Below are 20,012 nucleotides of genomic sequence, written 5' to 3' on the forward strand. Positions count from 1 at the left end.
ACGGGCTAGTCGCCAGGCGGCCGCCCGAGGCCGAAGAAGCGGCCGTAGAGGTGCGCGAACAGCCGCCGGGGAAGGACGGCCCGCAGCACGGGCAGGGTCTTGGCCTGCAGGCCGACACGGTACAGCGGACGCATGCGCCGCGCCTCCACCGCCCGGACGATCTCCCGCGACACTGCCGTCGGCTCGGGACCCTCCAGCTGGAGGCGGCGGAAGCGGTCCAGCACCTTGTCCCGAACCGGCTGGTAGACGGGGAGCGGCGCACCGGTCCGCAGCGCCGTCGCGGCGCCGGTCCGCACGCTCGTGGCCTCGACGCAGGCGACCCGGACGCCGAACGGCTCGACCTCATAGCGCAGGGCCTCGGCGTAGTGGTTCAGCGCGGCCTTGCTGGCGGAGTACACCGAGTGGAACGGGATCGCCGCCACGGCGGCGGTCGAGCTCATCAGGAGCAGCCGGCCGCCGCCTCGCCGGCGCATGTGCGGGAGCACCGCGCGCACCAGCCGATGCGCTCCGACGAGGTACGCGTCCAGCTGCGCGATCGCCAGCTCCGGGTCCGTCTCCTCCGCCGAGCCCGCGACGTAGAACCCGGCGCTGTAGACGACGGCGTCGATCCCTCCCGCGCGCTCGACGACCTCTTCCACGCACGCCCGCACGGACCGGTCGTCGGTGACCTCCAGGGCGACCGGGGTGACGCCGGGCGCGTCCACCCGCGTGACGTCGCGGCTCGTGCCGTAGACCGTGTGCCCGCGCGCGGCGAGCGACGCGGCCGCGTCCCTGCCCACCCCGGACGACGCGCCGGCCACGAGGACGACTCGGTTCATCCAGAGCAGATTAACTGGAAACCCCGAGCGGGCGCCAAGGGTGCTGCGGGCCCCGGCGGGATTCGCTGTCTCGCCGGGGCCGGCACGGGAACCGCGGTGATGCCATCCGCGCAGGTGGGGCGCGTTTCAGGCTCAGGCCTGGTCGCTCACCTCGATGGCGGCGGCGGGGCAGACGGCGGCGGCCTCGCGGACCAGGGCGTGCTGGTCCTCGCCGGGCTCAGGCTCCAGCAGGATGACGATGCCGTCCTCGTCGCGCTGGTCGAACACCTCCGGCGCGATCAGCACGCACTGGCCGGCGCCGCAGCATTTGACCTCGTCCACGGTGATTTTCATGCGGGGTTCCTCCTTACCAACGGACCGGGACCGTGCGCAGGCCGCCGACGGCCAGCCCTTCCACGCGTTCCAGTTCCTCCACCGGCACGGCCAGCTCCAGGGTGGGGAGCTTGCGCAGCAGCACCTCGAGCACGACCTGCAGCTCGGTACGCGCCAGCGCCTGGCCCAGGCAGGAGTGCGCGCCGGAGCCGAAGGCCAGGTGCGGGTTGGGGCTGCGGGTCAGGTCCATCTCGGCGGCGGCCTCGAAGGCGTCCTCGTCGCGGTTGGCCGCGGCCATGCTGCAGATCACGGTGGTGCCGCGGGGCAGGATCGTGCCGCTGACCTCGGTCTCCTCGTTGAGGTAGCGCGGCAGGCCGAAGCCGGAGTTGGCGTCGAAGCGCAGCGACTCCTCCACCGCCGTGCGGATCAGCGACGGGTCGGCGACCAGGCGCTGCCAGCGGGTGCGGTCGGCCAGCAACATGACCACCATCTTGCCGATCATGTTGGCGGTGGTCTCATGGCCGGCGACCAGCAGCCCCATGCCGGTGACGATCAACTGGATGTCGGACAGCCCGCCCTCCTCGGGGCTGCCGGCCGCGATCAGCTCACTCAGGATGTCCTCGCCTGGTTGCTCCCGCTTGGCGGCGATGTGGTCGGACATGTACTGGAAGAACGCGGCCTGGGCGGCCTCGATCTCCTCTTTGCGGTAGCGGGTCAGGTTGAGCAGGGTGTCGGACCAGTACGAGAACCGGTCCCGGTCCTCGGCCGGCACCCCCAGCATGTCGCAGATGACGTACACCGGCAGCGGGAATCCCAGGGACGCCTTGAGGTCGCCCGGCTGGCCGCGCTCGACCATGTCGTCGATGAGCTGCTCGGCCATCTCGGTCATCGCCGGCCGCAGGGCGGACATCCGCTTGGCGGTGAACCACTTGCCGACCAGGCGCCGCCAGTGCAGGTGCTCCTCACCGCCGTCGGGGATGATGGACGCCATCTCGCTGCTGAACACCCCCTCGCCGTCGGCCGAGATGCGGGCCGCGTCCGGGGCGGTGAGCTGGCGGGTGAAGCGCGGGTCGGCGAGCACCTCCTTGACATCGTCGTAGCGGGTCAGCAGCGTCGCCTGGTCGCCGCTGAGCAGCTTCACGTGCGCCACCGGGCACTTGCCGCGCAGCTCCGCCCACTCCGCGGGCGGCTCGAGCGCGGCGTCGCTGGGGATCGGATAGGTCAGGACCTGCTCGTCGGTCGTCATTCGGCATCTCCTCGAAATGAATGGTCGGTCGTCGCTGATCGTGTGGGCCGATCGTGTGGGCCGATCGTGTGGCCGCCCTCACGCGGGCGCGAGAGGGGCGGCGGTGCCGAGCAGCTGCTGCCTCAGCAGTCGGGCCTGCTTGGGCATGTTCCAGCCGAGTACGCCGGTGACCCGGCCGTCCTGGCGGTAGAGGGCGGTGAAGCGGCGCTGTGCGACGTCGCCTTCGGCGATGGTCACCTCCGCCGCCGGCGACGGCACGCCGTGGGCCTGGATCTTGGCGTCGTACTGGTCGGTCCAGAAGTACGGGATGGGCGTGTACGGGCGGTCGGCGCCGAGGACGGCGGCCGCCACCGTCTGGGCCTGTTCGGTGGCGTTGGTGCGGTTCTCCAGGCGCAGCCGTCTGCCGAGCCCCTCGTGCTCGAAGGAGGCCACGTCCCCGACGGCGTAGACGCCCTCGGCGGCGCGGCCGTGCGCGTCACACTCCACGCCGTCGCCCACGGTGAGCCCGCTGCCCTCCAGCCAGCCGGTCGCCGGGCGGGAGCCGATGGCCACGGCGACCGTGTCAGCGGGCAGGAGCTCGCCGGTGGCCAGGCGTACCCCCGTGACGCGGCCGCCGGTCTCCGCCAGCCCGTCGACCGCGGCGCCGAGCCGCAGCCTGACCCCGCGTTCGGCGTGCAGCCGGCCGAGCATCGCGCCGATCACTTCGCCGAGCTGGTCGCCCAGCAGGGTGTGCCCCATTCCGGCGAGGGTGACGTCCAGGCCCATGGTGCGGGCGGTGGCGGCGATCTCCGCGCCCAGCACCCCCTCGCCCACGACCACGAGCCGCTCGGCGGCGGTCAGGTCGCGGCGCAGGGCGAGCGCGTCGTCCAGGGAGCGCAGCACGTGCACGCCCGCCGGCCCGTCCTGGCCCGGGAGCCGGCAGGGCGACAGGCCGGTGGCGATGACCACCGCGTCGGCCCGCAGCACCCGGCCGGAGGCGGTGGTGACGGCGCACTCGGCCGCGTCCAGCGCGACGGCGGCCTCGCCCAGCACGAACGCGGCGTCCAGGGCGTCGAGCTGCGGCTGGCCGCGGAGCCGGGCCCGGTCCGGCTCCCAGGCGCCGGCCAGGACCTGCTTCGACAGCGGCGGCCGGTCGTAGGGGAGATGGGGCTCGGCGTCCAGCAGCGTCAACCGGCCGCGGTAGCCGTGCCGCCGCAGCGCCTCAGCCGTGCTCAGCCCGGCCGCCGACGCGCCGACGATCAGAACGCTCCCGGGCGAGGTCACGACGCGTCACTCGGGTGTGGGGCGGCCTCGACCACACGATTCCACATATGTCAGGTCCTTTCGTCGTCCCGGCCACAGACTAGCCTACATGTGCAAGATAACCGACACATGTAGCCATACCGTAAACTGTGGGTGTGGCCAACACGAAAGCGAGCAACACCTCCTCCGGCGACCGGCGCGTGCGCCGCACCCGCGCGGCCCTGGCACGCGCGCTGATTCACCTGGTCGAGGAGCAGGACCTGTCCCGGATCAGCGTCTCCGACGTCGCCGAAGGCGCCGGAGTGAGCCGCTCGGCCTTCTACGACCACTACCGGGACGTCCACGAGCTGGCCGAGGCCGCCTGCACCGCGCTGATCGACGGCCTGATCGAGTCCTTGCCGTCTCCCGGCCCCGACTCGCCGGACCTGGCGCGGGAGGCGATCGAGTCGCTGGAGGTGTTCTACTCCACCCTGGCCGAGCACGCCGGGCTCTTCCGCGCCCTGCTGGGGCCGCAGGGCAGCGCCCGCGTCATCGACCACATCCGCCGTCGCATCGTGGCGTCCATCCACGACCGCCAGCAGCAGGCCACCGCCGGGGACCGGCCGGGGACCGCCCGCGCCCTCGCGGACGCGGCGAACGACGTTCCCGCCGCGTTCACCGCCGGCGCGGTCATCGGCGTGGCCACCGACTGGCTCCTGCGCGGATGCCCCGAGCCCCCGGCCGAGATGGCCGCTGTGACCTGGCCGCTCCTGAACGCCCTCTATCGCGTCGACGCATACGAAAACGGCCGGCGGGACGGGGGATGACCCCGCCCCGCCGGCCGCTGCCCCTCACATCACAGGGCCGCCGGACGATCAGAGGGGCGACGGACCCGGGAGGGTGACGAACCTGCTCAGGAAGCGCCTGGCCGTGGCGGTGTCCAGGCGGTAGTCGAAGTTGGTCAGCTTGCAGGCGTCGTCGACGCCGCCGATCGTGGTGGCCACGAGGAGGTGCGAGTCGGGCCCGCCCAGGAAGTTCGGGCCTCCCGAGTCGCCGAAGCAGGTGCTGCCGTCGCCCGGGCCCTTCGGCGCCAGGTCCAGCCAGCGGGCGGAGAGATCCTTGAAGGAGATGCGCGCCTGGTGACGCGTGTCGGTGTTGCGGTAGCGCCAGCCGCGGGCCTTCTTGATCGAGGCCTGCGAGCCGTACCCGACCGAGGTGAAAAGGGCCTTCTTCATCCCGCCGGCCTCTTCGATGCGGTCGAGGAGACCCGGTTCGGGCAACACGGCGGGTTTGATGCCGGGGACGGGCGCGTCGAACACCACGACCGCCATGTCATGCAGCTCGCCGGACTTCTTATACCGTGGATCGGGCACGTAGCGTCCCGTGTATGTCGCTGCGCCGGGCTCGTAGCGCTCGGCGAAGGAGACCCGGGCCGTCTTCTGCCCCTTCTCGCCGCAGTGGGCGGCGGTCAGGAAGACCGTGGGCGAGATGAGCGTGCCGGTGCAGTAGCTCCACGTGCCGTCGGCGTTGGGCGCGTCACCGATGAGGGCGCCCACTTCCGGGTGGGCATTCTCGTCGGCGGTGCCGTTGGTGATGGCCGATGCCGGTGTGGCGGCACACGCAATCCATGTCAAAACAATCAGGACAAAAGCGACAAAGCGCATTAAAGGAGGCTATGTCCTTCTCCCGCGTCAGGAAAAGATTTGCGGCAAAAGATCTACATTGCGGCGGTTTGCCCGGCTACGTCTGCGGGAAATGGCAGGCCGCCTGCCGGGCCGGAGCGATCTCCCGCAGGCGGGGCCGTTCCAGCTTGCACAGGTCGCGGGCATGGGGACAGCGCGGGTGGAAGGCGCAGCCGGAGGGCTTGGCGACCGGGCTGGGCACGTCGCCCGCCAGGACGATGCGCTCGCGGCGCGGGGCCGTGCCGTCGTGGATGCGCGGAAATGCGCTGCCTGGCCGACGACATGGCCGCGCGGGCGGCCGCCGAGCGGCGGGAGCGTGCCGACGTGGCGCGGATATTCGAGCCCTGGACCGGTACGATTCCGCGCGATCCCTAAAGGAGGAGCATGCATGATGCGGACATCGCCTTCCACGAGGCTGTCGTGGGAGCTGAGCCGGGTCAGCGGCTCTGAATAGCTAATCGATCCTTAGTCCGGTTCTGGTTGCGGACACGGGATGTGTTTCCCACCGAGGTGGGGTGGCGTGGGCGTGCAGGTGGAAGCCCGCACCCAGCGCCGCCCCCCGCGGCCGGTGCCGTGGTCGATCCCGGGTGGTGGAGTGTGCCTGAGCTGATCGTCTCCATCGGTTGTGCGCACGCCCTGGTACCGGCGGACTGCGCGGGGCAGCCTGCGGTCCGTGTGAGCGTGTCCCTCCGGACGCTGGCCCGCCGACCGGGTGGGGCCGGGGATGGAGGGTGCTCCGCGTCGCCTGGGCACGGAGCGTGAGGTGGTGCGGTGCCGGGTGGGGCCGGTCTTGGACCGGTCGGCCCGGCGAGTCTCGGGTGTGGTCATGAATGTGGACGACCTGACGACCGCGTCGGCTTCGAGCTCATCGATGACGCGAGGGATGGCCATCTGGCCGGTGGCACGGCCGCCCACTTCCACCCGGGTGTGGTGGGCCGGTCGGGAGCCTTGCAGTGGCGCAACGGCACCAGACACTGCGGGCAGTGCCGGGAGGTATCGCGCGCTGGGACGGTGACCACCGCGATCCCCTGCTCGGCGGCCAGGTGCCGCATGTTGTCGACGATCTGTCCGCGCACGGCCTGGGACAGTCGCGTGTTGAGGGTGCGGCCCATGCCCTTGGCCTCCATGGACCGCAGATCCTCCACATAGATCACCGTCGCGCGAGCGGCGATGGCCTGATCCACGGCCCACCGGGCGGCCGACCAGGCCAGCGCGTCGTTCAGGCCTGTGCGCCGACCGGCCACACGCTGACGCTCAGCCTTCCAGCACGGCGTGCTTGGCGACCAGGTGGTGATCCTCGTCCTCACCGATGAGGTGTTCGTAGGCGTCGGTCTTGCCGTGCAGGCGTTCGCCCAGGCGACGCAGACGGTGCTGGCGGGCCATCACCCCGGCGGCCCGGAACTGGGCACCAGCCCCCAGCGCGGTGATGGTCCCGTCGCCGTGGCGGCGTACGGCGCCCGCGCTGAGCAGGGTGTTCAACCCCCAGTCCACGCCTAGCGCCACGGTATGCCCGGTCCGCTCGGCTTTGGGGACGGCGTGGGAGAACGACAGGTCGGCGCGGATCCGGCAGCCGCCCATGAGTGGAGACGAAGGCGGTGATTTGCCGCGTCCGCGCCTTGATCGCGCTGCCGGGCAGGGACCGGCCACCCGGGATCGCTTCACGCACCGCGTCCCACTCGGCCGCCGTGCGCTTGGCCGGGTCGGCAGGCCAGGTTTGCAGGACCCCGGCGGTCAGTTCCACCCGCCACTGCGCAGACCGCAACAGCCGCCCGGCCTGCTCCTGAACCATCCGCACGAGCCGGTCATTGACCTGTACCCCCGCCGGGGCGGGCACGTCCCAGCCGAGCCTGCGGCGGCCAGGTCCGCACCCCAGCCCACCCGCTCGGCCACGGCCCGCGCCGACAGCGCCTCGCCGGTTTTCTCGTCCATGCCGCCGCGCAGCAGCGCGCGGGCGGTCGCGGTGCGGGCGCTCTGGCCGTCGGCCAGCGGGAGTTTGCGGTGGCTCATACGACATGATCCCCAGGGAACCGGCGGGTCTCGGCAGCAATCGCCCGCAAGCTTCCGCCGACCGCATGCCGTACAGCCGGCCTGCAAAGGTCGTGACCAGGGATACAAAGTCCTCCAGCAGTTCGTCCCGACCGCCGGGCCTGGTGAGGTGCAGCACCTCCGCCTCGACGCCGTACACCGCGAACAACCGCTTGAGCCCAGCCCACCCCGAACCGAGCCAGACGGTCCTCATGCGTCACCCCCACCACCGTCACCGACCCGTCCGTGACCGGCGTCAGCACCCGGTTCAGCCCCGGCCGGTTGTCCCGTAGCCCGGACGCGCGATCCCGGGCGACCTTCACGATCTCGCCGGTGGCCGTGCCCCGCAGTTCCTTTTCCTGCGCGGCGATGCCGAAGGGGACCTTGCCGTCGACCGTCCACTGTCGAAGCGTCACCGGGTGCCACCCCCAGGCTTGGCCGCCTTGGACAACCGCAGCAACTTCACGCACATAAGTATGCGTTCGCAACACCAGGGATCCCTGAGAAACCTGTATCCGGGCTTCCCGATCGAGCCCTACGAAGGCGGGCCTGACGTCTACCGGCGGGCCCTGGCCGAGCACGGCGCCCTCAACTCCGCTACGTTGCGTTTCGTCCTATCGGTCGGCGTTGAGGAGCGCTGGTGAGACAAGAGGTGCACATTCCGCTGCCGGACGGCGACGCGCTGACGGCGACCGTGGCACTGCCGGAGGGGACGGCTCCCGCGGGCGGATGGCCGGGGGTGGTGGTCGTGCACGAGATCTACGGCGTCGAACCGGACATGCTCGATGTGGTGGACCTGTTCGCCGAACACGGGTACGCGGCGGTCTTACCCGACCTGTACAGCCACGGCACCAGGATCGCGTGCCTGGCGCGGGTCATGCACCAGCTCGTGACCGGCAAGCCGGAGCGGCCGACCGCCGACATCGACGCCACCCGGCAATGGCTGGCCGGCCGCGAGGACGTCGACGGCGACCGGCTCGGAGTGATCGGATTCTGCATGGGCGGCGGGTTCGCCCTCGCCTACGCGGCCGGCGCGCCGCCCGGAGTGCGAGCCGCGTCGGTGAACTACGGCCTGGTACCCCGGGAAAAGGAGGAGCTGCGGTCGGTGTGCCCGGTCGTGGGTTCCTACGGCGGGCGCGACCGGGGTTTCCGGTCGCACGGCACGCGGCTGCGGGAGCACCTGCGGGCGCTGGGCGTCGAGCACGACGTCGAGATCTACCCTGACGCCGGGCACTCCTTCATGACCGACGGCCATCACCCCATCGCGAAGCTCGCGTTGTTCCCGCTCCGTCACGGGCTCGTCCGTCCGGCGGCGGACGACGCGTGGCGGCGCGCGTTCGCCTTCTTCGACGAACACGTCGCGAACCATGAGCACTAGCCTCGTTCCGCACGAGCCGTCCCGTCACAGGCCGACGCCTGTGGAGCCGCCGGCACGCCCGCTCTTTCCCCGAGAAGACCTCCGCCGGAGTGCGGCCTGTCCAAGAGGACATTCGGTCGGATTCCCGATCACGACGCCGGCGGTCGCGTGGGGAGAGGCGTGGACTGGTGGCGGGGGTCGGCGAGTTCGTGGGCGGAGCCGGCCAGCCAGATCACCATCAGGGTCTCGGCGGCCGGTATGGCGTCCGCGGGAACGTTTCCCACGCTCACGAGTAGCAGGCCCGCCAGCGGGAGCAGGAACGGCACCGCCAGGGCGGCGATGCCGTACATGACGGTGGCCCGCTGCCACCGGTCGTCGTGCCGCTGCGCCCGCAGGACCAGCACCATCCAGACCAGGGCCGCCACGGCCAGACCGGCAGGACGGGGTAGAGCACCCGAACGCCACCGCGGCGTACAGCGCCACCCGCAGCCGGCGCGTGTCACGGTCCAGCTCAGGCGATGGCCCGGCCAAAGGGCCGCGCAGGATCTGCCACAGCGCCCAGGCCCACGGCAGGCCGGCCAGGACCAGGACGAGCAGGTTCAGCCCCGTCACCGGGACGCCTTCGGCCTCCTCCGTGAACATCGTCAACCGCCACAACGCGCCGAGGTCGCCGGAGGTCAGCGCGATCACGGCGGCGACCGCCAGCGCGACGACGTACACAGCCGTGACGAGCAGGGCGGGGATGCCGGAACGGTGACGACGGGCCACGTGACACTTCCTGGGGGCGGAGAAGATCGAACGCCACCTTAGCGACCCGCCGCCCCGAAGTCGATCAAGCAGCCCGCCGGCCGCCCGGCCGTCGAACCGGCGTGCGTGGTCGCGCGTATCCCATGCCGTACGAAGATGCGTGGGGCCTGATTCCGGCGGCGCGCTTCGACGAGCGAGACGAGAGGCAGGACATGTCTGTAGCCACGGTTGCCACGCGGATTGCGATCAAGAATGTGACCCCGGCTGTCTCCACCGCGATGAGCGCCCTGCAGGAGGCCGCCCGGGCCGCGGCGGAGGCGGCGGACATCGAGCCGGGGCTGCTCCAGCTGATCAAGATCCGCGCGTCCCAGATCAACGGCTGCTCACTCTCGCTCGACCAGCACACCCAGGACGCGCGGGCCATGGGCATGAGCGAGCAGCGCATCCGTGAGGTGCGGACGTGGCGGAACAGCAAGGTGTACACCCACCGAGAGCGGGCCGCGCTGGCCCTGACGGAGGCGATCACCCTGGTGTTCGCGGGTCAGGTGCCGAACTCGGTGTACGCCGAGGCGGCGAGCCTGTTCGAGGAGACCCAGTTGGCGGCGCTGATCTGGGCCGCGACCGTGACCAACGCGCACAACCGCATCGCCATCACCACCCGCCTGGGGGGCAGCGGCTCACCCCCGGACCTGGCCTACTGGGAGCACGGCCAACGGCCTTCCACCACGTGACCGACCACGGCATGCCACAGGGCGCGTTCGTCCAGCCGGTCGATCTGCCACGTGCGGGAGCGGAGGGTGCCGCGGTGCCGGTAGTCGCGCATGATCTGTACGTGCACGCGCAGCCGTACGAACTCCTGGAGATCGCTCTCCCCGCGCCACACCGACAGCGAACCCACCCGCCGGGTGGCCGGGTCCGTCCACAGCCACATGCCCACCGCGCCCGGCAGCGAAGGCCATAGCCGGCTCAGTGAGAAGCCGCGCAGGGCGATGCCGGGCAGGTCGAGGATCCGGTTCATCCGGTAGTCGGTCCATGCGGCGACCAGCGGGCCGGGCTGCGGTGCCGCCGGTCCGGCGATCCAGCGCGACCTCAGCACGGCGCCGTCGCCGCGAGCATGAGAGGCGCGGCGGCGGCCCGGAGCTCGTCGCTGAACGGCGCCGGCCGCAGGGTCGCCGGATCGAGGTTGACGTTGACCCGGTAGCCCTCGGCGTGCACCACCTCCCGATCCTCCGACAGCACGCGGAAGCCGTACACCCCGCTGGTGCGCCCCATGCGGTCGAGCCAGAAGTGCACCACCGGCCGGCCCACCCCCGTGATGGGCACGTGGTAGGTCACCTTGAACTCCCGCACGGCCAAAAACACGTCCTTGAACGCCGACCTGGCCGGGTCGGCCGCCCAGCCGAGCCGATGCCAGAACGCCCCGATCGCCCGCTCCACCAGCACGGCGTAGCGGGAGTTGTGCAACAGGCCCATCGCGTCCAGGTCGTCGAAATGCACCTCGACCGGTTCGAGAACGCCGCCTTCAGTCATGTCAATCCTCCGGGAGAAGCGCAGGGTCGGGGCAGAGCGCGCGGAGCCGCTGCAACACGGCGCGCCGGGAGCGGACGAGGGCCGCCGCGCCGTCCAGCAGCCGGGAGTGGATGATGACCATCTCCCCCAGCGCGTCGATCTCGTAGGCGAGCTGCGCCGGGTCGACGTCCTCGGCCAGCTCACCCATCGTGACGGCCTCGGCCACCAGCCGGCGGATGAACTCCTGCCAGTCGCGCATGGCCCGCGCGAGCCGGTCGCGCACCGGCCCCGGCCGGTCGTCGAACTCGGCCTGCACGGCGAAGAAGAAACACCCGCCGGGCAGCACGCCCTCGCCGTAGAACCTCAGCCGCGCCTCGTGCAGCGCGAACAGCCGCCGCACCCCCGCGGGAGCGCGAAGGGCGGGCTGCGCCACCTGCTCGGCCCACTGGCGGGCGGCCCATTCGACGGCGTCCAGCTGCAGCTGCTCCTTGTCCCGCCAGTGGGCGAAGAATCCGGACTTGCTGACGCCGGTGGCCGCCGCCAGCCGGCCGAGGGAGAGCCCGTCCAGCCCTTCGACGGACGCCAGCCCCACGGCCTGCTGAAGGATCGCCTCGCGACTCCGCATGCCGCGCAGCCGCCGACCATCTTGTGTCATGGCGGCCACACTATATTAACGACCGATCGGTTGTATAGTTAGGCACGCCCGGGTGGACCGCCGGAAGCCCGAACGCGGCCACCAGGCCGGGGCCGCCGCCGAAGACGGCGATGCCCGCGGCGGTCACGGTGAGGACGCCGAGTCCGTACGCGCGGTGGATCCCGCCGCCATCGCGGAGGTAGCCGCGGCCCAGTGCTTCCTGACCGCCTCTGACTCCGCTCGGCATGGTGTGCTCTCTTTCCGGTGCGATGTGCGGCGCAAGGCCCCTTCGAGCATGTGGACCACCGGGGGCCGGAAAGGAATCGCTCCCGCTGCCGCGGGCGCCAGCTGATACGGTGGCGGATGTGGTGATCTTGCTGATCCTGCACCTCACCGCCGCGGCCGTCTGGTTCGGCGCGATGGCCTACAGCCTCGCCGTGGTCCAGCCCAGGATCACCCGCTTCTTCCCCACTCCGCGGGCCCGCGAGGACTTCCTGCTCCTGCTCGCCCAGGGCAACCGCTGGAAGGTCGCGCCGCTCATCGGCTTCCTCGCGCTCAGCGGCCTCGCGCTCGGCCTCGCCGTACCCGCCGTGCTCTACCTGGCCGCCGGGGTGGTCTTCGTCAACGTCTCGTGGCGCCATTGGCCGTCCCGGCTCTTCGCGCTGCCCGAGGAACTGCCCGGCTACCAGCGGCGCCTGCGGGTCCAGGCCTGGACGATGCTGGGGCTGGTCGGTGCCGCGTTCGTGGTCGCGCTGGCGGTGAGCGTGCGGCCGTGACGGATATGCCGGACGGCAGATGCCGGGGCGGGGGCCTCGGGCGAGGTTGGTGGCATGAGATTCATGAGCAGAGCGCTTGCCGGGCTCCTCCTCGGGGCGGCACTGGTGACCGGTGTCCCCGCTCCGGCGGCTGCCGCCGCGCCGCAGGCCCTGCGGTGGACGGAGTGCGGCGACAGCATGGAGTGCGCCAAGCTGACCGTGCCGATCGACTGGAAGCGCCCGTACGGACCGAAGACCCAGGTCGACCTCGCGCGGATGCCCGCCCGCGACCCCGCGCGCAAGCTCGGATCACTCGTCGTCAACACCGGCGGCGGCGGGACCATCCAACCCGTACGGGCGATGCCCGGGGTCGTCTCCGAGCTGACCACCTGGTACGACGTGGTCCTGATCGACCCCAGAGGCATGGGCGACAAGGGCAGCCCCACGCTCGTCGAGTGCGAGGAGCAGCCGCCGGGCCTCGCCGGGCTGATCCTGGCGCCGGACGAAGCGGGCTGGCGCGCCCACGCCAAGGCGATCGCCGCCTACGACGCCTCCTGCCGCAAGGCCATGGGAGCCGCGTACGCGGGCCTGACGTCCTGGCAGGTGGCCCACGACATCGAGGCGTTGCGTGCCGCCCTCGGCGAGCCCCGATTGCGATATTTCGGCAACTCGTACGGGACCGTGTACGGCCAGGCGTACCTGGAGCTCTTCCCCGCCAAGGTCGGCCGGATGGTGCTCGACGGCGCCCCCGACCACACCCGGCCCTCGCTGGAGCGCTGGCTGCTGGACTACGCGCGCACCGAGGAGCGGCAGCTCGAACGCTTCCGCGACTGGTGCAAGGCGGGGTGCGCGCTCGGCGACGACGACGCGATCGCGGTGTTCGACGAATTGCGCGACCGCGCCCCGCTCCCGGCGGGCGAGCGGACGGTGGGCGAGCAGGAGTTCCTCCTCGGGGTGATGAGCGGGCTCACCCCGCCTCTGTGGCCACGCCTGGCCGCCGCGCTGCGCAAGGCCGCCGACGGCGACGCGTCCGATCTGCTGACGTTGAGGCCCGAGAAGCCTCCGGCGGACGAACCCGGGTATCCCCACGGGGTGATGCTCTGCCACGACTTCATGCCCGACGTGCCCGGTTACCGCGAGTTCCAGGCCATCGAGTCGCGGCTGCGCGCGGCGGCCCCGCGCATCGGGTGGGTCCACGGCCGCTACCAGCTCGCCCGCTGCGTCGGCATGAGCAAGGGCCCCGCGTACCCGCCGCACCCGCTGCGGGCCAAGGGCGTGCCCCCGGTGCTGATCTCCATCGGCGACACGGACGACAACACGCCGCATCTCGCCGCCGAGCACCTGGCCGCGCAGGTCCCCGGGGCACGCGTGGTCCGGCACGGCGACGGGCACGCCGCCTACCTCATGCAGAGCGCGTCCGGGCTGGGGAAGACCTGCCTGCGCCGGTACGTGCACGACTACCTGACCGCAGGGGCCCTGCCTCCCGACGGAGCGAGGTGCCCCGGCGATCTGGTGGCCAGGATTCCCCGGGGGTGAACGTCGCGTGATCGCAGCCTGGCGGAAGCTGCCCGCGCTCGCGCGGGACACCGTCTGGGCGGTGCTCGCGACGCTGGTGGTCCTGGGGGTTCCGCTGCTGAGCGCCCCCTCCGGCCTGCACACACCACTGTGGGCGGCGCTGGTCTGCGCGGTGTGCGCGCCGCTGGCCGTACGCCGGCGCCTGCCGATGACGGCCGCGCTCGCCTCGGGCGCGGCCGTGGTGCTCGCCCAGGTGCTCCACCAGCCGGGGGCCGGGACGTGGGTGGCGGTGGGCGCGTTCATGTCGGCCGCCTACCACGCCGAGCGGCACCGGTGGCTGCCGATGGCCGCCGCGACCGGCTGGCTGGTCGGGCTCGAGGTCGTGTCCTTCGGCCTCCCGCCGGATCCGTTCGGGCTGGTCACGCCGGTGGCCGCCGGGCTCGCGCCGATGGCGCTGGGCCACATCCTGCGCTTGCGCCACGACGAGGTCCGGCAGGCAGAGCTCGTCCAGCGCGCCCAGGAGCGCGCCCAGCTCGCCCGCGAGGTGCACGACGTGGTGGGCCACCACCTCAGCGCGATCCGGCTGCAGGCCGTGGGGGCGCGGCGGGGCACGCCCGCGGACGCCCAGAAGGCCCTCGACTTGATCGCCGAGATCTCCGGCACCGCGCTCGGCGAGACCCGGCGTTTGCTCGGCCTGCTCCGCGACCAGGAGGACATGGACACCGACCTCGGCTCGCTGCTGGCCGGTCTGTCCCGTCAGGGGCTCCGCGTCCGGCTGGACGGTGACCCGCTGCGCGACGAGGTGCCGTCCCGGGTCCGGTACGCGGTGTACCGGATCGTTCAGGAGTCGCTGACGAACGTCATGCGCCACTCCGGGGCCTCGCGCGCGGTCGTACGCATCCGCCGCCGGCCCCGGCTCGTGGAGGCGACGGTGGAGGACAACGGGCGGGCGGTCCCCGGCGGCCCCGAGGCGCCCAAGGGCGGCGGGCTGCGGGGGATGCGCGAGCGCGCGGCCCTGCTCGGCGGCACGCTCACGGCGGGGCCGCGAGAGCCATCCGGCTGGCGCGTGACCGCCCGTTTCCCCCTCGACGAGAACGGAGCAGAGCGGTGACCATTCGCGTGATCGTGGCCGACGACCAGGCGCCGACCAGGGAGGGCCTGCGCCTGCTGCTGGCGTCCGAACCCGGCGTCGAGGTGGTGGCGACGGCGTCGGACGGGTACGAGGTCGTCGCGATGGCCCGGCGGCACCGGCCCGACGTGGTGCTCACCGACATCCGCATGCCGCGCATGGACGGCCTGGCGGCCATCCGCGACCTCGTGGCCCTCGACCCCGCGCCGGCCGTGGTGGCGCTGACCACGTTCAATCTGGACGAATACCTGTTCGGCGCCCTCCAGGCGGGCGCGGTCGGGTTCCTGCTGAAGGAGAGCGACCCCGGGCTGATCATCGACGCGGTGCGGGTCGCCCACGAGGGGCAGGGCCTGGTCGACCCGCAGGTGACCCCGCGGCTCCTGCACCGGTTCGCGGCCACGTCGCCCCGCCCGCCCACCAGCGAGCTGGCCACGCTGACGCCGCGCGAGACCGACGTGCTGCGGCACCTGGCCGCCGGCAGCAGCAACGCCGAGATCGCCGAGGCGCTGGTCATCGCGCCCGGCACGGTGAAGGTCCACATCGAGCGGATCCTGGCCAAGCTCGGGCTGCGCACCCGCGTGCAGGCGGCGGTCTACGCCCACCGGCACGGCCTGGTCACGTGGGCCGATCTGCCGTGACGCGGGCCGCGGGCGTCCTCCTCGACGGCGCCGCGGAACGCCGGAGGCAGACCGCGCGGCCGGCGGTCCGTGCCTGCTCGGACGGGCCGTAGACTCCCCTCTCAATCTGCATCGCGACTGGAATGCTGGGGTGCTCGCGTGCGCGTGCTGCTGGTGGAAGACGACGAGCCCGTCGCCGAATCGTTGCGGCGCGGCCTGACCCGCTACGGGTTCGAGGTGGCGTGGGTCACGACGGGCGCGGCGGCGCTGAAGGCCGCCCCGGCCGACCTGGTGCTGCTGGACCTCGGGCTGCCGGACGCCGACGGGCTGGACGTGTGCCGCGAGCTGCGGGCCCGGAGCGAGGTGCCGATCATCGTGATCAGCGCCCGCAGCGACGAGACCGACCGGGTGGTGGGGCTCGAGATCGGCGCCGACGACTACGTGTCGAAGCCGTTCGGGGTGCGTGAGGTGATCGCGCGCATCAGGGCGGTGATGCGACGGGTGAAGCCGCCGCAGGGGAAGGCCGCCCTCGTACCCGACCGATACGGGCGGCTGACCGTCGACCGCAGAGCCGCGCGCGTGCATGTGGACGACGAGGAGGTGCCGCTCACCCCCAAGGAGTACGAGCTGCTGGCCTTCCTCACCGAGGAGCCGGGCGCGCTGATGACCCGGGAGCAGATCATGGAAGCGGTGTGGGACGCCAACTGGTTCGGCCCCACCAAGACCCTTGACGTGCACGTCGCGGCGCTGCGCCGCAAGTTCGCGGGCGTCCTCTCCATCGAGACGGTGCGCGGCGTCGGCTTCCGGCTCGTCCTCGAGCCCGATCCGTCATGATCCGCCAGCTGGTCGTCAGCTACGTGCTGCTGGTCGCCGTCGCGCTCGCGGCGTTCACGGTCCCGGTGGCCGTCACGCTCACTCAGCAGCTGCGCGGGGACATCCAGCTGGCCGTGCGCCGCGAGGCCACCACGATGGCGTTGCTGCTGGCCAACGACGACGCGCCCTCCCGGCAGGCGCTGGCCCGCATGGCGGAGGCGTACGGGACGGAGACGCCCGGCAAGGTCGAGGTGATCTCCTCCAGCCGGGGGGCGGTGCCTCCGCTGCCGGCGCCCGCGGACGCCGGCAGCGGGGACTTCACCAGCGCCCTCGAGGGAAAGGTGACCGAACGCTGGGACTCCTCGCTCTTCGTCACGGTACCGGCGCGCGCCTCCGACCAGCGGATCGTCGGCGCCGTGCGGATCGTCTACCCGCCCGGCGAGCTCACGACCCGCCTGTGGGAGATCTGGGGCTTCCGCGCGGTGCTGGCCGTCGCCGTGGTGGCGGTGGCGGCCGCGCTGGGGGCGCTCACGGCCCGGCGGCTCACCCGGCCGCTGCGCGAGCTGCACGAGATGGCCAGCAGGTTCAGCGACGGAGATCTGACCGCCCGCTCCCCCGTCACGGGCCCGCCCGAGACGCAGACGCTCGCCAGGACCCTGAACTCCGGCGCCGAGCGGCTGGAGACCCTGATCGACGCCCAGCGGATCTTCGTCGCCGACGCCTCCCACCAGCTGCGCACCCCGCTCACCGCGCTCCGCCTGTCCCTGGACAACATCGCCGACGGGGTCGACGACGAGTTCGTACGGGAGGACGTGGAGCAGGCGACCGCGGAGGTCGTCCGCATGAGCCGCCTGGTCAACGGCCTGCTGGTGCTGGCCAGGGCGGAGGGCGAGGTCACCGCGGCCGAGCCGCTGCATCTGACGGAGATCGTCGAGGGGCGGCTCGGCGTCTGGCTGGTGGCGGGCGAGGAGCGGGGCATCCGCTTCACGACCGAGTGGCCGCCCGGCCCCGGCCCCGTGGTCATGGCCAGCCCGGGCCATCTCGACCAGGTTCTGGACAACGTTCTGTCCAACGCCCTGGAGGTCTCTCCGGACGGCGGCACGATCACCGTACGCGTCGGGTCGCGCGGCGACGAAGTCGTGCTCGACGTGCTCGACGAGGGCCCCGGCATGCCGCCTGCCGAGAAGGCCCGGGCCTTCGACCGGTTCTGGCGCGGCCGGGGGCTCACCGGACGGTCGGGCTCCGGCCTGGGCCTGGCCATCGTCAAACAGCTGCTGACCGACGACGGCGGGAGCGTCGCCCTGCGCGACGCTCCCGGCGGCGGACTCTGCGTACGGATCACCCTTCGGGCGGCAGCACCGAGGAGTGGTGGTTGACGATCAGCCACTTGCCGCCGCGCTTCTCGTAGACGTAGGTGTAGCGGGCGTCGACCGCCTGCTTCTTGCCGTCCTTGGTGAGCGTGAAGCGGTACAGGCCGGTGTCGATCGCCGAGTCGGCGTCCAGGACGTCGACGACGGTACGGATCTTCTTGCCCGACGGCTTGTTCTTCAGGAAGTGCTCGAAGTAGTCCACGATCTGCGCGCGGTTGGTGCGGATCTTGGGCGAGGCGGTGGGCAGGAGGACGGCGTCCGGCGCGTAGAGGGCGGCGACCTTGCGGGGGTCGCCGGTGACCAGGGCCGCGTTCCAGGTGTCGAAGAGCGCCGCGATCTGCGCCTTCGACGGCTTGGCGGCGACGGCGGACAGGGCCGGCTGGGCGGCGGCGGACTGGCCGGGCTGGGCGTTGGCGACGGCCTGGCCGCCGGCGGTCACCACGAGGAGCGCTGCTCCCGCGGCCATGGCGCTGACCCACAGTTTCACCATGAACTCCTTCACACTGGTGTGAATCGGGGGAAATGTTCGCTTTCACGATGGCGAGCAGCGGGAAAGCGCCGGCCCAGCGCCGATCAAGCGCAGCGGAAGCGGAAAGACAAAATGCGGAGCGTGTCCGGATCGTCGCAGCTGTCCGGACGCACAGGGGTCGCTACGACGGGTCTCGTGTCCGGAATCGGCGCAGTCATCCCGCGGAGCCCGTCCGGCGGCGATGATGGTAGGCGTGACCGACATCGATCTCGCGGGTGCGCGGGCGCTCGCCGAAAGCCTGCGACAGGTGTACACCGCCGTCGCCACGAGGATCGGCGAGGACAACGCCGCCTCCCCGCTGGTCGCCAAGGTGACCGACCACCTCGGCTGCCCGCTCAGCGACGTCGTCGTGGTGGAGGAGAAATACCGGCTGTACGAGCACGCCGCGCTGCAGACCGCCGCCGACCTCTACCTGGGCGCGCACTCCCCCGGGGCGCAGTGGTTCGGCATCGTCGGCGGGGAGCGGCGCTGGGAGAGCATCATCAACATGCTGCTGTCGGCGATGCGCGAGGGCAGCCGCATGCTGGGCCGCCCCGACTACGGCACGGCCCCGATCGGCCCCGAGGCCACGATCGAGGTCGTGCAGCTCGGCCTGGTCGCCACGACGGCGCCCGACGGCACGCCGGTCGTCGTCGGGCTCAGCAACAGGGACGACTACGACTCCTACAGCCTGCTCACCGTGCTGTCGGCCGGCCGCGAGGCGGCGACCGCCGTACGCGACGAGGTGGACCGGCTCAAGAGGGAGCACGATCCGTTCCGCGGCCAGGTGCTCAGCTTCGGCTTCAGCGAGCACAGGGACAACGAGCTGCTCACCTTCCTGCCCCGCCCGGAGCTGGGCGCCGAGGAGGTCGTCCTGCCGGAGGGGCGGCTGGAGGCCATCGAGGATCACATCGTGGGCATCGCCGAGCAGGCCGACCGGCTGACGGAGGCCGGCCAGCACCTGCGCCGGGGGCTGCTGCTGTACGGCCCGCCGGGCACCGGCAAGACCCACACCACGCGATACCTCATCGGGCGGTTACGCGACCACACGGCGGTGCTGATGACGGGGCCCGCCATGGGGAAGATCGACTACGCGGTGGCCCTGGCCCGCAAGCTGCAACCGTCCATCGTGGTCGTGGAGGACGTCGACCTGATCGCCGAGGACCGCAGCCATCACGAGACCAGCCCGCTGCTGTTCTCCCTGCTGGACGCCATGGACGGCATCAGCGGCGACGTGGACGTGACGTTCGTCCTGACGACCAACCGGGTGGAGGCCCTGGAGCACGCCCTGGTCCAGCGCCCTGGCCGGGTGGACCTGGCGGTGGAGGTGCCGCCTCCCGACGCGGTGGCGCGGGAGCGGCTGATCCGGCTGTACGCCCGGAACCGGCCCATCGCGGCCGACACCGCCAAGGTGGTCGCCGCCACCGAGGGCGTCACCGCGTCCTACATCAAGGAGCTGCTGCGCCGCGTCATCCTGGTCGCGCTGCGCTCGGACGCGCCCGCCCTCACCGACGACCACTTCGACACGGCCCTGCAGGCCATGTCGGGCGACAGCCAGGCGCTCACGCGCGCCCTCCTCGGCTCCCAGGAGACGCCGTCGGCCCGTACGCACGGCGACGCCAAGGATCATCGCGCGCCCGCCCGGTTGCAGCCCCCCAGCTGCTGACCCGGCATCGCGTGGGCGGGGCGGCTCCCGTATTCTCACCGGGGCTGGGGCCGCGGGCGCACCTGGCCGGCGCGCCGGCGCCGGTGAG

At 72.1% G+C, this 20,012-nt stretch carries 27 protein-coding genes; 11 read left to right on the plus strand and 16 right to left on the minus strand.

Annotated features, from left to right (window positions below):
- Positions 1–5 precede the first annotated feature (5 nt).
- The 4 genes from ID574_RS16580 to ID574_RS16595 form a co-directional block, all read right to left on the minus strand.
- Complete coding sequence (locus ID574_RS16580) at positions 6–818, minus strand: SDR family NAD(P)-dependent oxidoreductase (protein ID WP_188189795.1); 813 nt, start codon at positions 816–818, stop codon at positions 6–8.
- A gap of 132 nt (positions 819–950) precedes the next feature.
- Complete coding sequence (locus tag ID574_RS16585) at positions 951–1,151, minus strand: ferredoxin (protein WP_188189796.1); 201 nt, start codon at positions 1,149–1,151, stop codon at positions 951–953.
- A 13-nt stretch (positions 1,152–1,164) separates the two neighbouring features.
- Positions 1,165–2,376, minus strand: a complete 1,212-nt coding sequence (locus tag ID574_RS16590) for a cytochrome P450 (protein ID WP_188189797.1) — start codon at positions 2,374–2,376, stop codon at positions 1,165–1,167.
- A 78-nt stretch (positions 2,377–2,454) separates the two neighbouring features.
- The gene (locus ID574_RS16595; RefSeq protein ID WP_188189798.1) at positions 2,455–3,639 is read right to left on the minus strand and encodes an NAD(P)/FAD-dependent oxidoreductase; all 1,185 of its coding nucleotides are present in this window, start codon (positions 3,637–3,639) and stop codon (positions 2,455–2,457) included.
- A gap of 134 nt (positions 3,640–3,773) precedes the next feature.
- On the opposite strand from ID574_RS16595, the gene ID574_RS16600 reads away from it, so the two are divergent.
- On the plus strand, positions 3,774–4,424 hold the full coding sequence (locus ID574_RS16600) for a TetR/AcrR family transcriptional regulator (RefSeq protein ID WP_188189799.1): 651 nt from the start codon (positions 3,774–3,776) through the stop codon (positions 4,422–4,424).
- A 48-nt stretch (positions 4,425–4,472) separates the two neighbouring features.
- On the opposite strand, the gene ID574_RS16605 is transcribed toward ID574_RS16600, so the two are convergent.
- The 6 genes from ID574_RS16605 to ID574_RS62790 all read right to left on the minus strand — a co-directional run bounded on the left by ID574_RS16605 (position 4,473) and on the right by ID574_RS62790 (position 7,795).
- Entirely contained in the window at positions 4,473–5,231 is a 759-nt protein-coding gene (locus tag ID574_RS16605; protein WP_188189800.1) for a trypsin-like serine protease, read from the minus strand.
- A gap of 106 nt (positions 5,232–5,337) precedes the next feature.
- Positions 5,338–5,616: an oligopeptide/dipeptide ABC transporter ATP-binding protein gene (locus ID574_RS16610; protein WP_188190268.1), complete on the minus strand. Its 279-nt coding sequence runs from the start codon at positions 5,614–5,616 to the stop codon at positions 5,338–5,340.
- 487 nt (positions 5,617–6,103) lie between these two features.
- Positions 6,104–6,523, minus strand: a complete 420-nt coding sequence (locus tag ID574_RS59715; protein WP_223166758.1) for a hypothetical protein — start codon at positions 6,521–6,523, stop codon at positions 6,104–6,106.
- Positions 6,524–6,533: 10 nt separating this feature from the next.
- On the minus strand, positions 6,534–6,857 hold the full coding sequence (locus ID574_RS59720; RefSeq protein ID WP_223166759.1) for a hypothetical protein: 324 nt from the start codon (positions 6,855–6,857) through the stop codon (positions 6,534–6,536).
- Between the two features lie 153 nt (positions 6,858–7,010).
- The gene (locus ID574_RS59725; protein WP_223166760.1) at positions 7,011–7,286 is read right to left on the minus strand and encodes a hypothetical protein; all 276 of its coding nucleotides are present in this window, start codon (positions 7,284–7,286) and stop codon (positions 7,011–7,013) included.
- Complete coding sequence (locus tag ID574_RS62790) at positions 7,283–7,795, minus strand: recombinase family protein (protein ID WP_442939307.1); 513 nt, start codon at positions 7,793–7,795, stop codon at positions 7,283–7,285. The genes ID574_RS59725 and ID574_RS62790 overlap by 4 nt, the downstream gene beginning before the upstream one ends.
- Here ID574_RS62790 and ID574_RS16625 point away from each other — a divergent pair.
- Positions 7,781–7,948, plus strand: a complete 168-nt coding sequence (locus ID574_RS16625) for a hypothetical protein (protein WP_188189802.1) — start codon at positions 7,781–7,783, stop codon at positions 7,946–7,948. The two genes, ID574_RS62790 and ID574_RS16625, sit on opposite strands and share 15 nt — an antisense overlap.
- Positions 7,945–8,682 (plus strand): dienelactone hydrolase family protein, encoded by a 738-nt coding sequence (locus ID574_RS16630; protein WP_223166761.1) that lies wholly within the window; start codon positions 7,945–7,947, stop codon positions 8,680–8,682. Before ID574_RS16625 ends, ID574_RS16630 begins: the two co-directional genes overlap by 4 nt.
- Before the next feature lie 128 nt (positions 8,683–8,810).
- On the opposite strand, the gene ID574_RS16635 is transcribed toward ID574_RS16630, so the two are convergent.
- The gene (locus tag ID574_RS16635; RefSeq protein ID WP_188189803.1) at positions 8,811–9,086 is read right to left on the minus strand and encodes a hypothetical protein; all 276 of its coding nucleotides are present in this window, start codon (positions 9,084–9,086) and stop codon (positions 8,811–8,813) included.
- 576 nt (positions 9,087–9,662) lie between these two features.
- Here ID574_RS16635 and ID574_RS16640 point away from each other — a divergent pair.
- The gene (locus tag ID574_RS16640; RefSeq protein WP_223166762.1) at positions 9,663–10,139 is read left to right on the plus strand and encodes a carboxymuconolactone decarboxylase family protein; all 477 of its coding nucleotides are present in this window, start codon (positions 9,663–9,665) and stop codon (positions 10,137–10,139) included.
- Here the strand turns inward: ID574_RS16640 and ID574_RS16645 are convergent.
- Genes ID574_RS16645 through ID574_RS16660 form a run of 4 tightly spaced genes read right to left on the minus strand, consistent with a single transcriptional unit; the run spans position 10,103 to position 11,798 of the window.
- Positions 10,103–10,504: a hypothetical protein gene (locus ID574_RS16645; RefSeq protein ID WP_188189805.1), complete on the minus strand. Its 402-nt coding sequence runs from the start codon at positions 10,502–10,504 to the stop codon at positions 10,103–10,105. The genes ID574_RS16640 and ID574_RS16645 overlap by 37 nt on opposite strands.
- The gene (locus ID574_RS16650) at positions 10,498–10,938 is read right to left on the minus strand and encodes an acyl-CoA thioesterase (RefSeq protein WP_188189806.1); all 441 of its coding nucleotides are present in this window, start codon (positions 10,936–10,938) and stop codon (positions 10,498–10,500) included. Before ID574_RS16650 ends, ID574_RS16645 begins: the two co-directional genes overlap by 7 nt.
- A 1-nt stretch (position 10,939) precedes the next feature.
- Complete coding sequence (locus ID574_RS16655; RefSeq protein ID WP_188189807.1) at positions 10,940–11,572, minus strand: TetR/AcrR family transcriptional regulator; 633 nt, start codon at positions 11,570–11,572, stop codon at positions 10,940–10,942.
- 10 nt (positions 11,573–11,582) lie between these two features.
- Positions 11,583–11,798, minus strand: coding sequence for a hypothetical protein (locus ID574_RS16660; RefSeq protein WP_188189808.1), 216 nt, complete (start codon positions 11,796–11,798; stop codon positions 11,583–11,585).
- A gap of 118 nt (positions 11,799–11,916) precedes the next feature.
- On the opposite strand from ID574_RS16660, the gene ID574_RS16665 reads away from it, so the two are divergent.
- From ID574_RS16665 to ID574_RS16690, 6 genes are all read left to right on the plus strand, one after another.
- The gene (locus tag ID574_RS16665) at positions 11,917–12,327 is read left to right on the plus strand and encodes a hypothetical protein (protein WP_223166763.1); all 411 of its coding nucleotides are present in this window, start codon (positions 11,917–11,919) and stop codon (positions 12,325–12,327) included.
- 63 nt (positions 12,328–12,390) lie between these two features.
- The gene (locus ID574_RS16670) at positions 12,391–13,842 is read left to right on the plus strand and encodes an alpha/beta fold hydrolase (protein ID WP_188189809.1); all 1,452 of its coding nucleotides are present in this window, start codon (positions 12,391–12,393) and stop codon (positions 13,840–13,842) included.
- Between the two features lie 7 nt (positions 13,843–13,849).
- Entirely contained in the window at positions 13,850–14,932 is a 1,083-nt protein-coding gene (locus ID574_RS16675) for a sensor histidine kinase (protein ID WP_188189810.1), read from the plus strand.
- The gene (locus ID574_RS16680; RefSeq protein WP_223166764.1) at positions 14,929–15,588 is read left to right on the plus strand and encodes a response regulator; all 660 of its coding nucleotides are present in this window, start codon (positions 14,929–14,931) and stop codon (positions 15,586–15,588) included. Before ID574_RS16675 ends, ID574_RS16680 begins: the two co-directional genes overlap by 4 nt.
- 138 nt (positions 15,589–15,726) lie before the next feature.
- Positions 15,727–16,401, plus strand: a complete 675-nt coding sequence (locus ID574_RS16685; RefSeq protein ID WP_188189811.1) for a response regulator transcription factor — start codon at positions 15,727–15,729, stop codon at positions 16,399–16,401.
- Positions 16,398–17,756, plus strand: coding sequence for a sensor histidine kinase (locus ID574_RS16690; RefSeq protein ID WP_188189812.1), 1,359 nt, complete (start codon positions 16,398–16,400; stop codon positions 17,754–17,756). The genes ID574_RS16685 and ID574_RS16690 overlap by 4 nt, the downstream gene beginning before the upstream one ends.
- Here ID574_RS16690 and ID574_RS16695 read toward each other — a convergent pair.
- A complete protein-coding gene (locus ID574_RS16695) occupies positions 17,719–18,240 on the minus strand; it encodes an SgcJ/EcaC family oxidoreductase (RefSeq protein WP_188189813.1) in 522 nt (173 codons plus the stop codon). The genes ID574_RS16690 and ID574_RS16695 overlap by 38 nt on opposite strands.
- 232 nt (positions 18,241–18,472) lie before the next feature.
- On the opposite strand from ID574_RS16695, the gene ID574_RS16700 reads away from it, so the two are divergent.
- The gene (locus ID574_RS16700) at positions 18,473–19,924 is read left to right on the plus strand and encodes an ATP-binding protein (RefSeq protein WP_223166765.1); all 1,452 of its coding nucleotides are present in this window, start codon (positions 18,473–18,475) and stop codon (positions 19,922–19,924) included.
- Positions 19,925–20,012 lie beyond the last annotated feature (88 nt).

It is taken from the genome of Nonomuraea sp. SYSU D8015 (assembly GCF_008065375.1).
Classification (GTDB): domain Bacteria; phylum Actinomycetota; class Actinomycetes; order Streptosporangiales; family Streptosporangiaceae; genus Nonomuraea.

Coding starts and splice junctions, on each gene's coding strand:
- ID574_RS16590 (WP_188189797.1), bottom strand. CDS start 2,376: ATGACGACCGACGAGCAGGTCCTGACCTATCCGATCCCCAGCGACGCC.
- ID574_RS59720 (WP_223166759.1), bottom strand. CDS start 6,857: ATGGGCGGCTGCCGGATCCGCGCCGACCTGTCGTTCTCCCACGCCGTC.
- ID574_RS16660 (WP_188189808.1), bottom strand. CDS start 11,798: ATGCCGAGCGGAGTCAGAGGCGGTCAGGAAGCACTGGGCCGCGGCTAC.
- ID574_RS59725 (WP_223166760.1), bottom strand. CDS start 7,286: ATGAGCCACCGCAAACTCCCGCTGGCCGACGGCCAGAGCGCCCGCACC.
- ID574_RS16695 (WP_188189813.1), bottom strand. CDS start 18,240: ATGGTGAAACTGTGGGTCAGCGCCATGGCCGCGGGAGCAGCGCTCCTC.
- ID574_RS16650 (WP_188189806.1), bottom strand. CDS start 10,938: ATGACTGAAGGCGGCGTTCTCGAACCGGTCGAGGTGCATTTCGACGAC.
- ID574_RS16670 (WP_188189809.1), top strand. CDS start 12,391: ATGAGCAGAGCGCTTGCCGGGCTCCTCCTCGGGGCGGCACTGGTGACC.
- ID574_RS16655 (WP_188189807.1), bottom strand. CDS start 11,572: ATGACACAAGATGGTCGGCGGCTGCGCGGCATGCGGAGTCGCGAGGCG.
- ID574_RS16690 (WP_188189812.1), top strand. CDS start 16,398: ATGATCCGCCAGCTGGTCGTCAGCTACGTGCTGCTGGTCGCCGTCGCG.
- ID574_RS16585 (WP_188189796.1), bottom strand. CDS start 1,151: ATGAAAATCACCGTGGACGAGGTCAAATGCTGCGGCGCCGGCCAGTGC.
- ID574_RS16580 (WP_188189795.1), bottom strand. CDS start 818: ATGAACCGAGTCGTCCTCGTGGCCGGCGCGTCGTCCGGGGTGGGCAGG.
- ID574_RS16625 (WP_188189802.1), top strand. CDS start 7,781: ATGCGTTCGCAACACCAGGGATCCCTGAGAAACCTGTATCCGGGCTTC.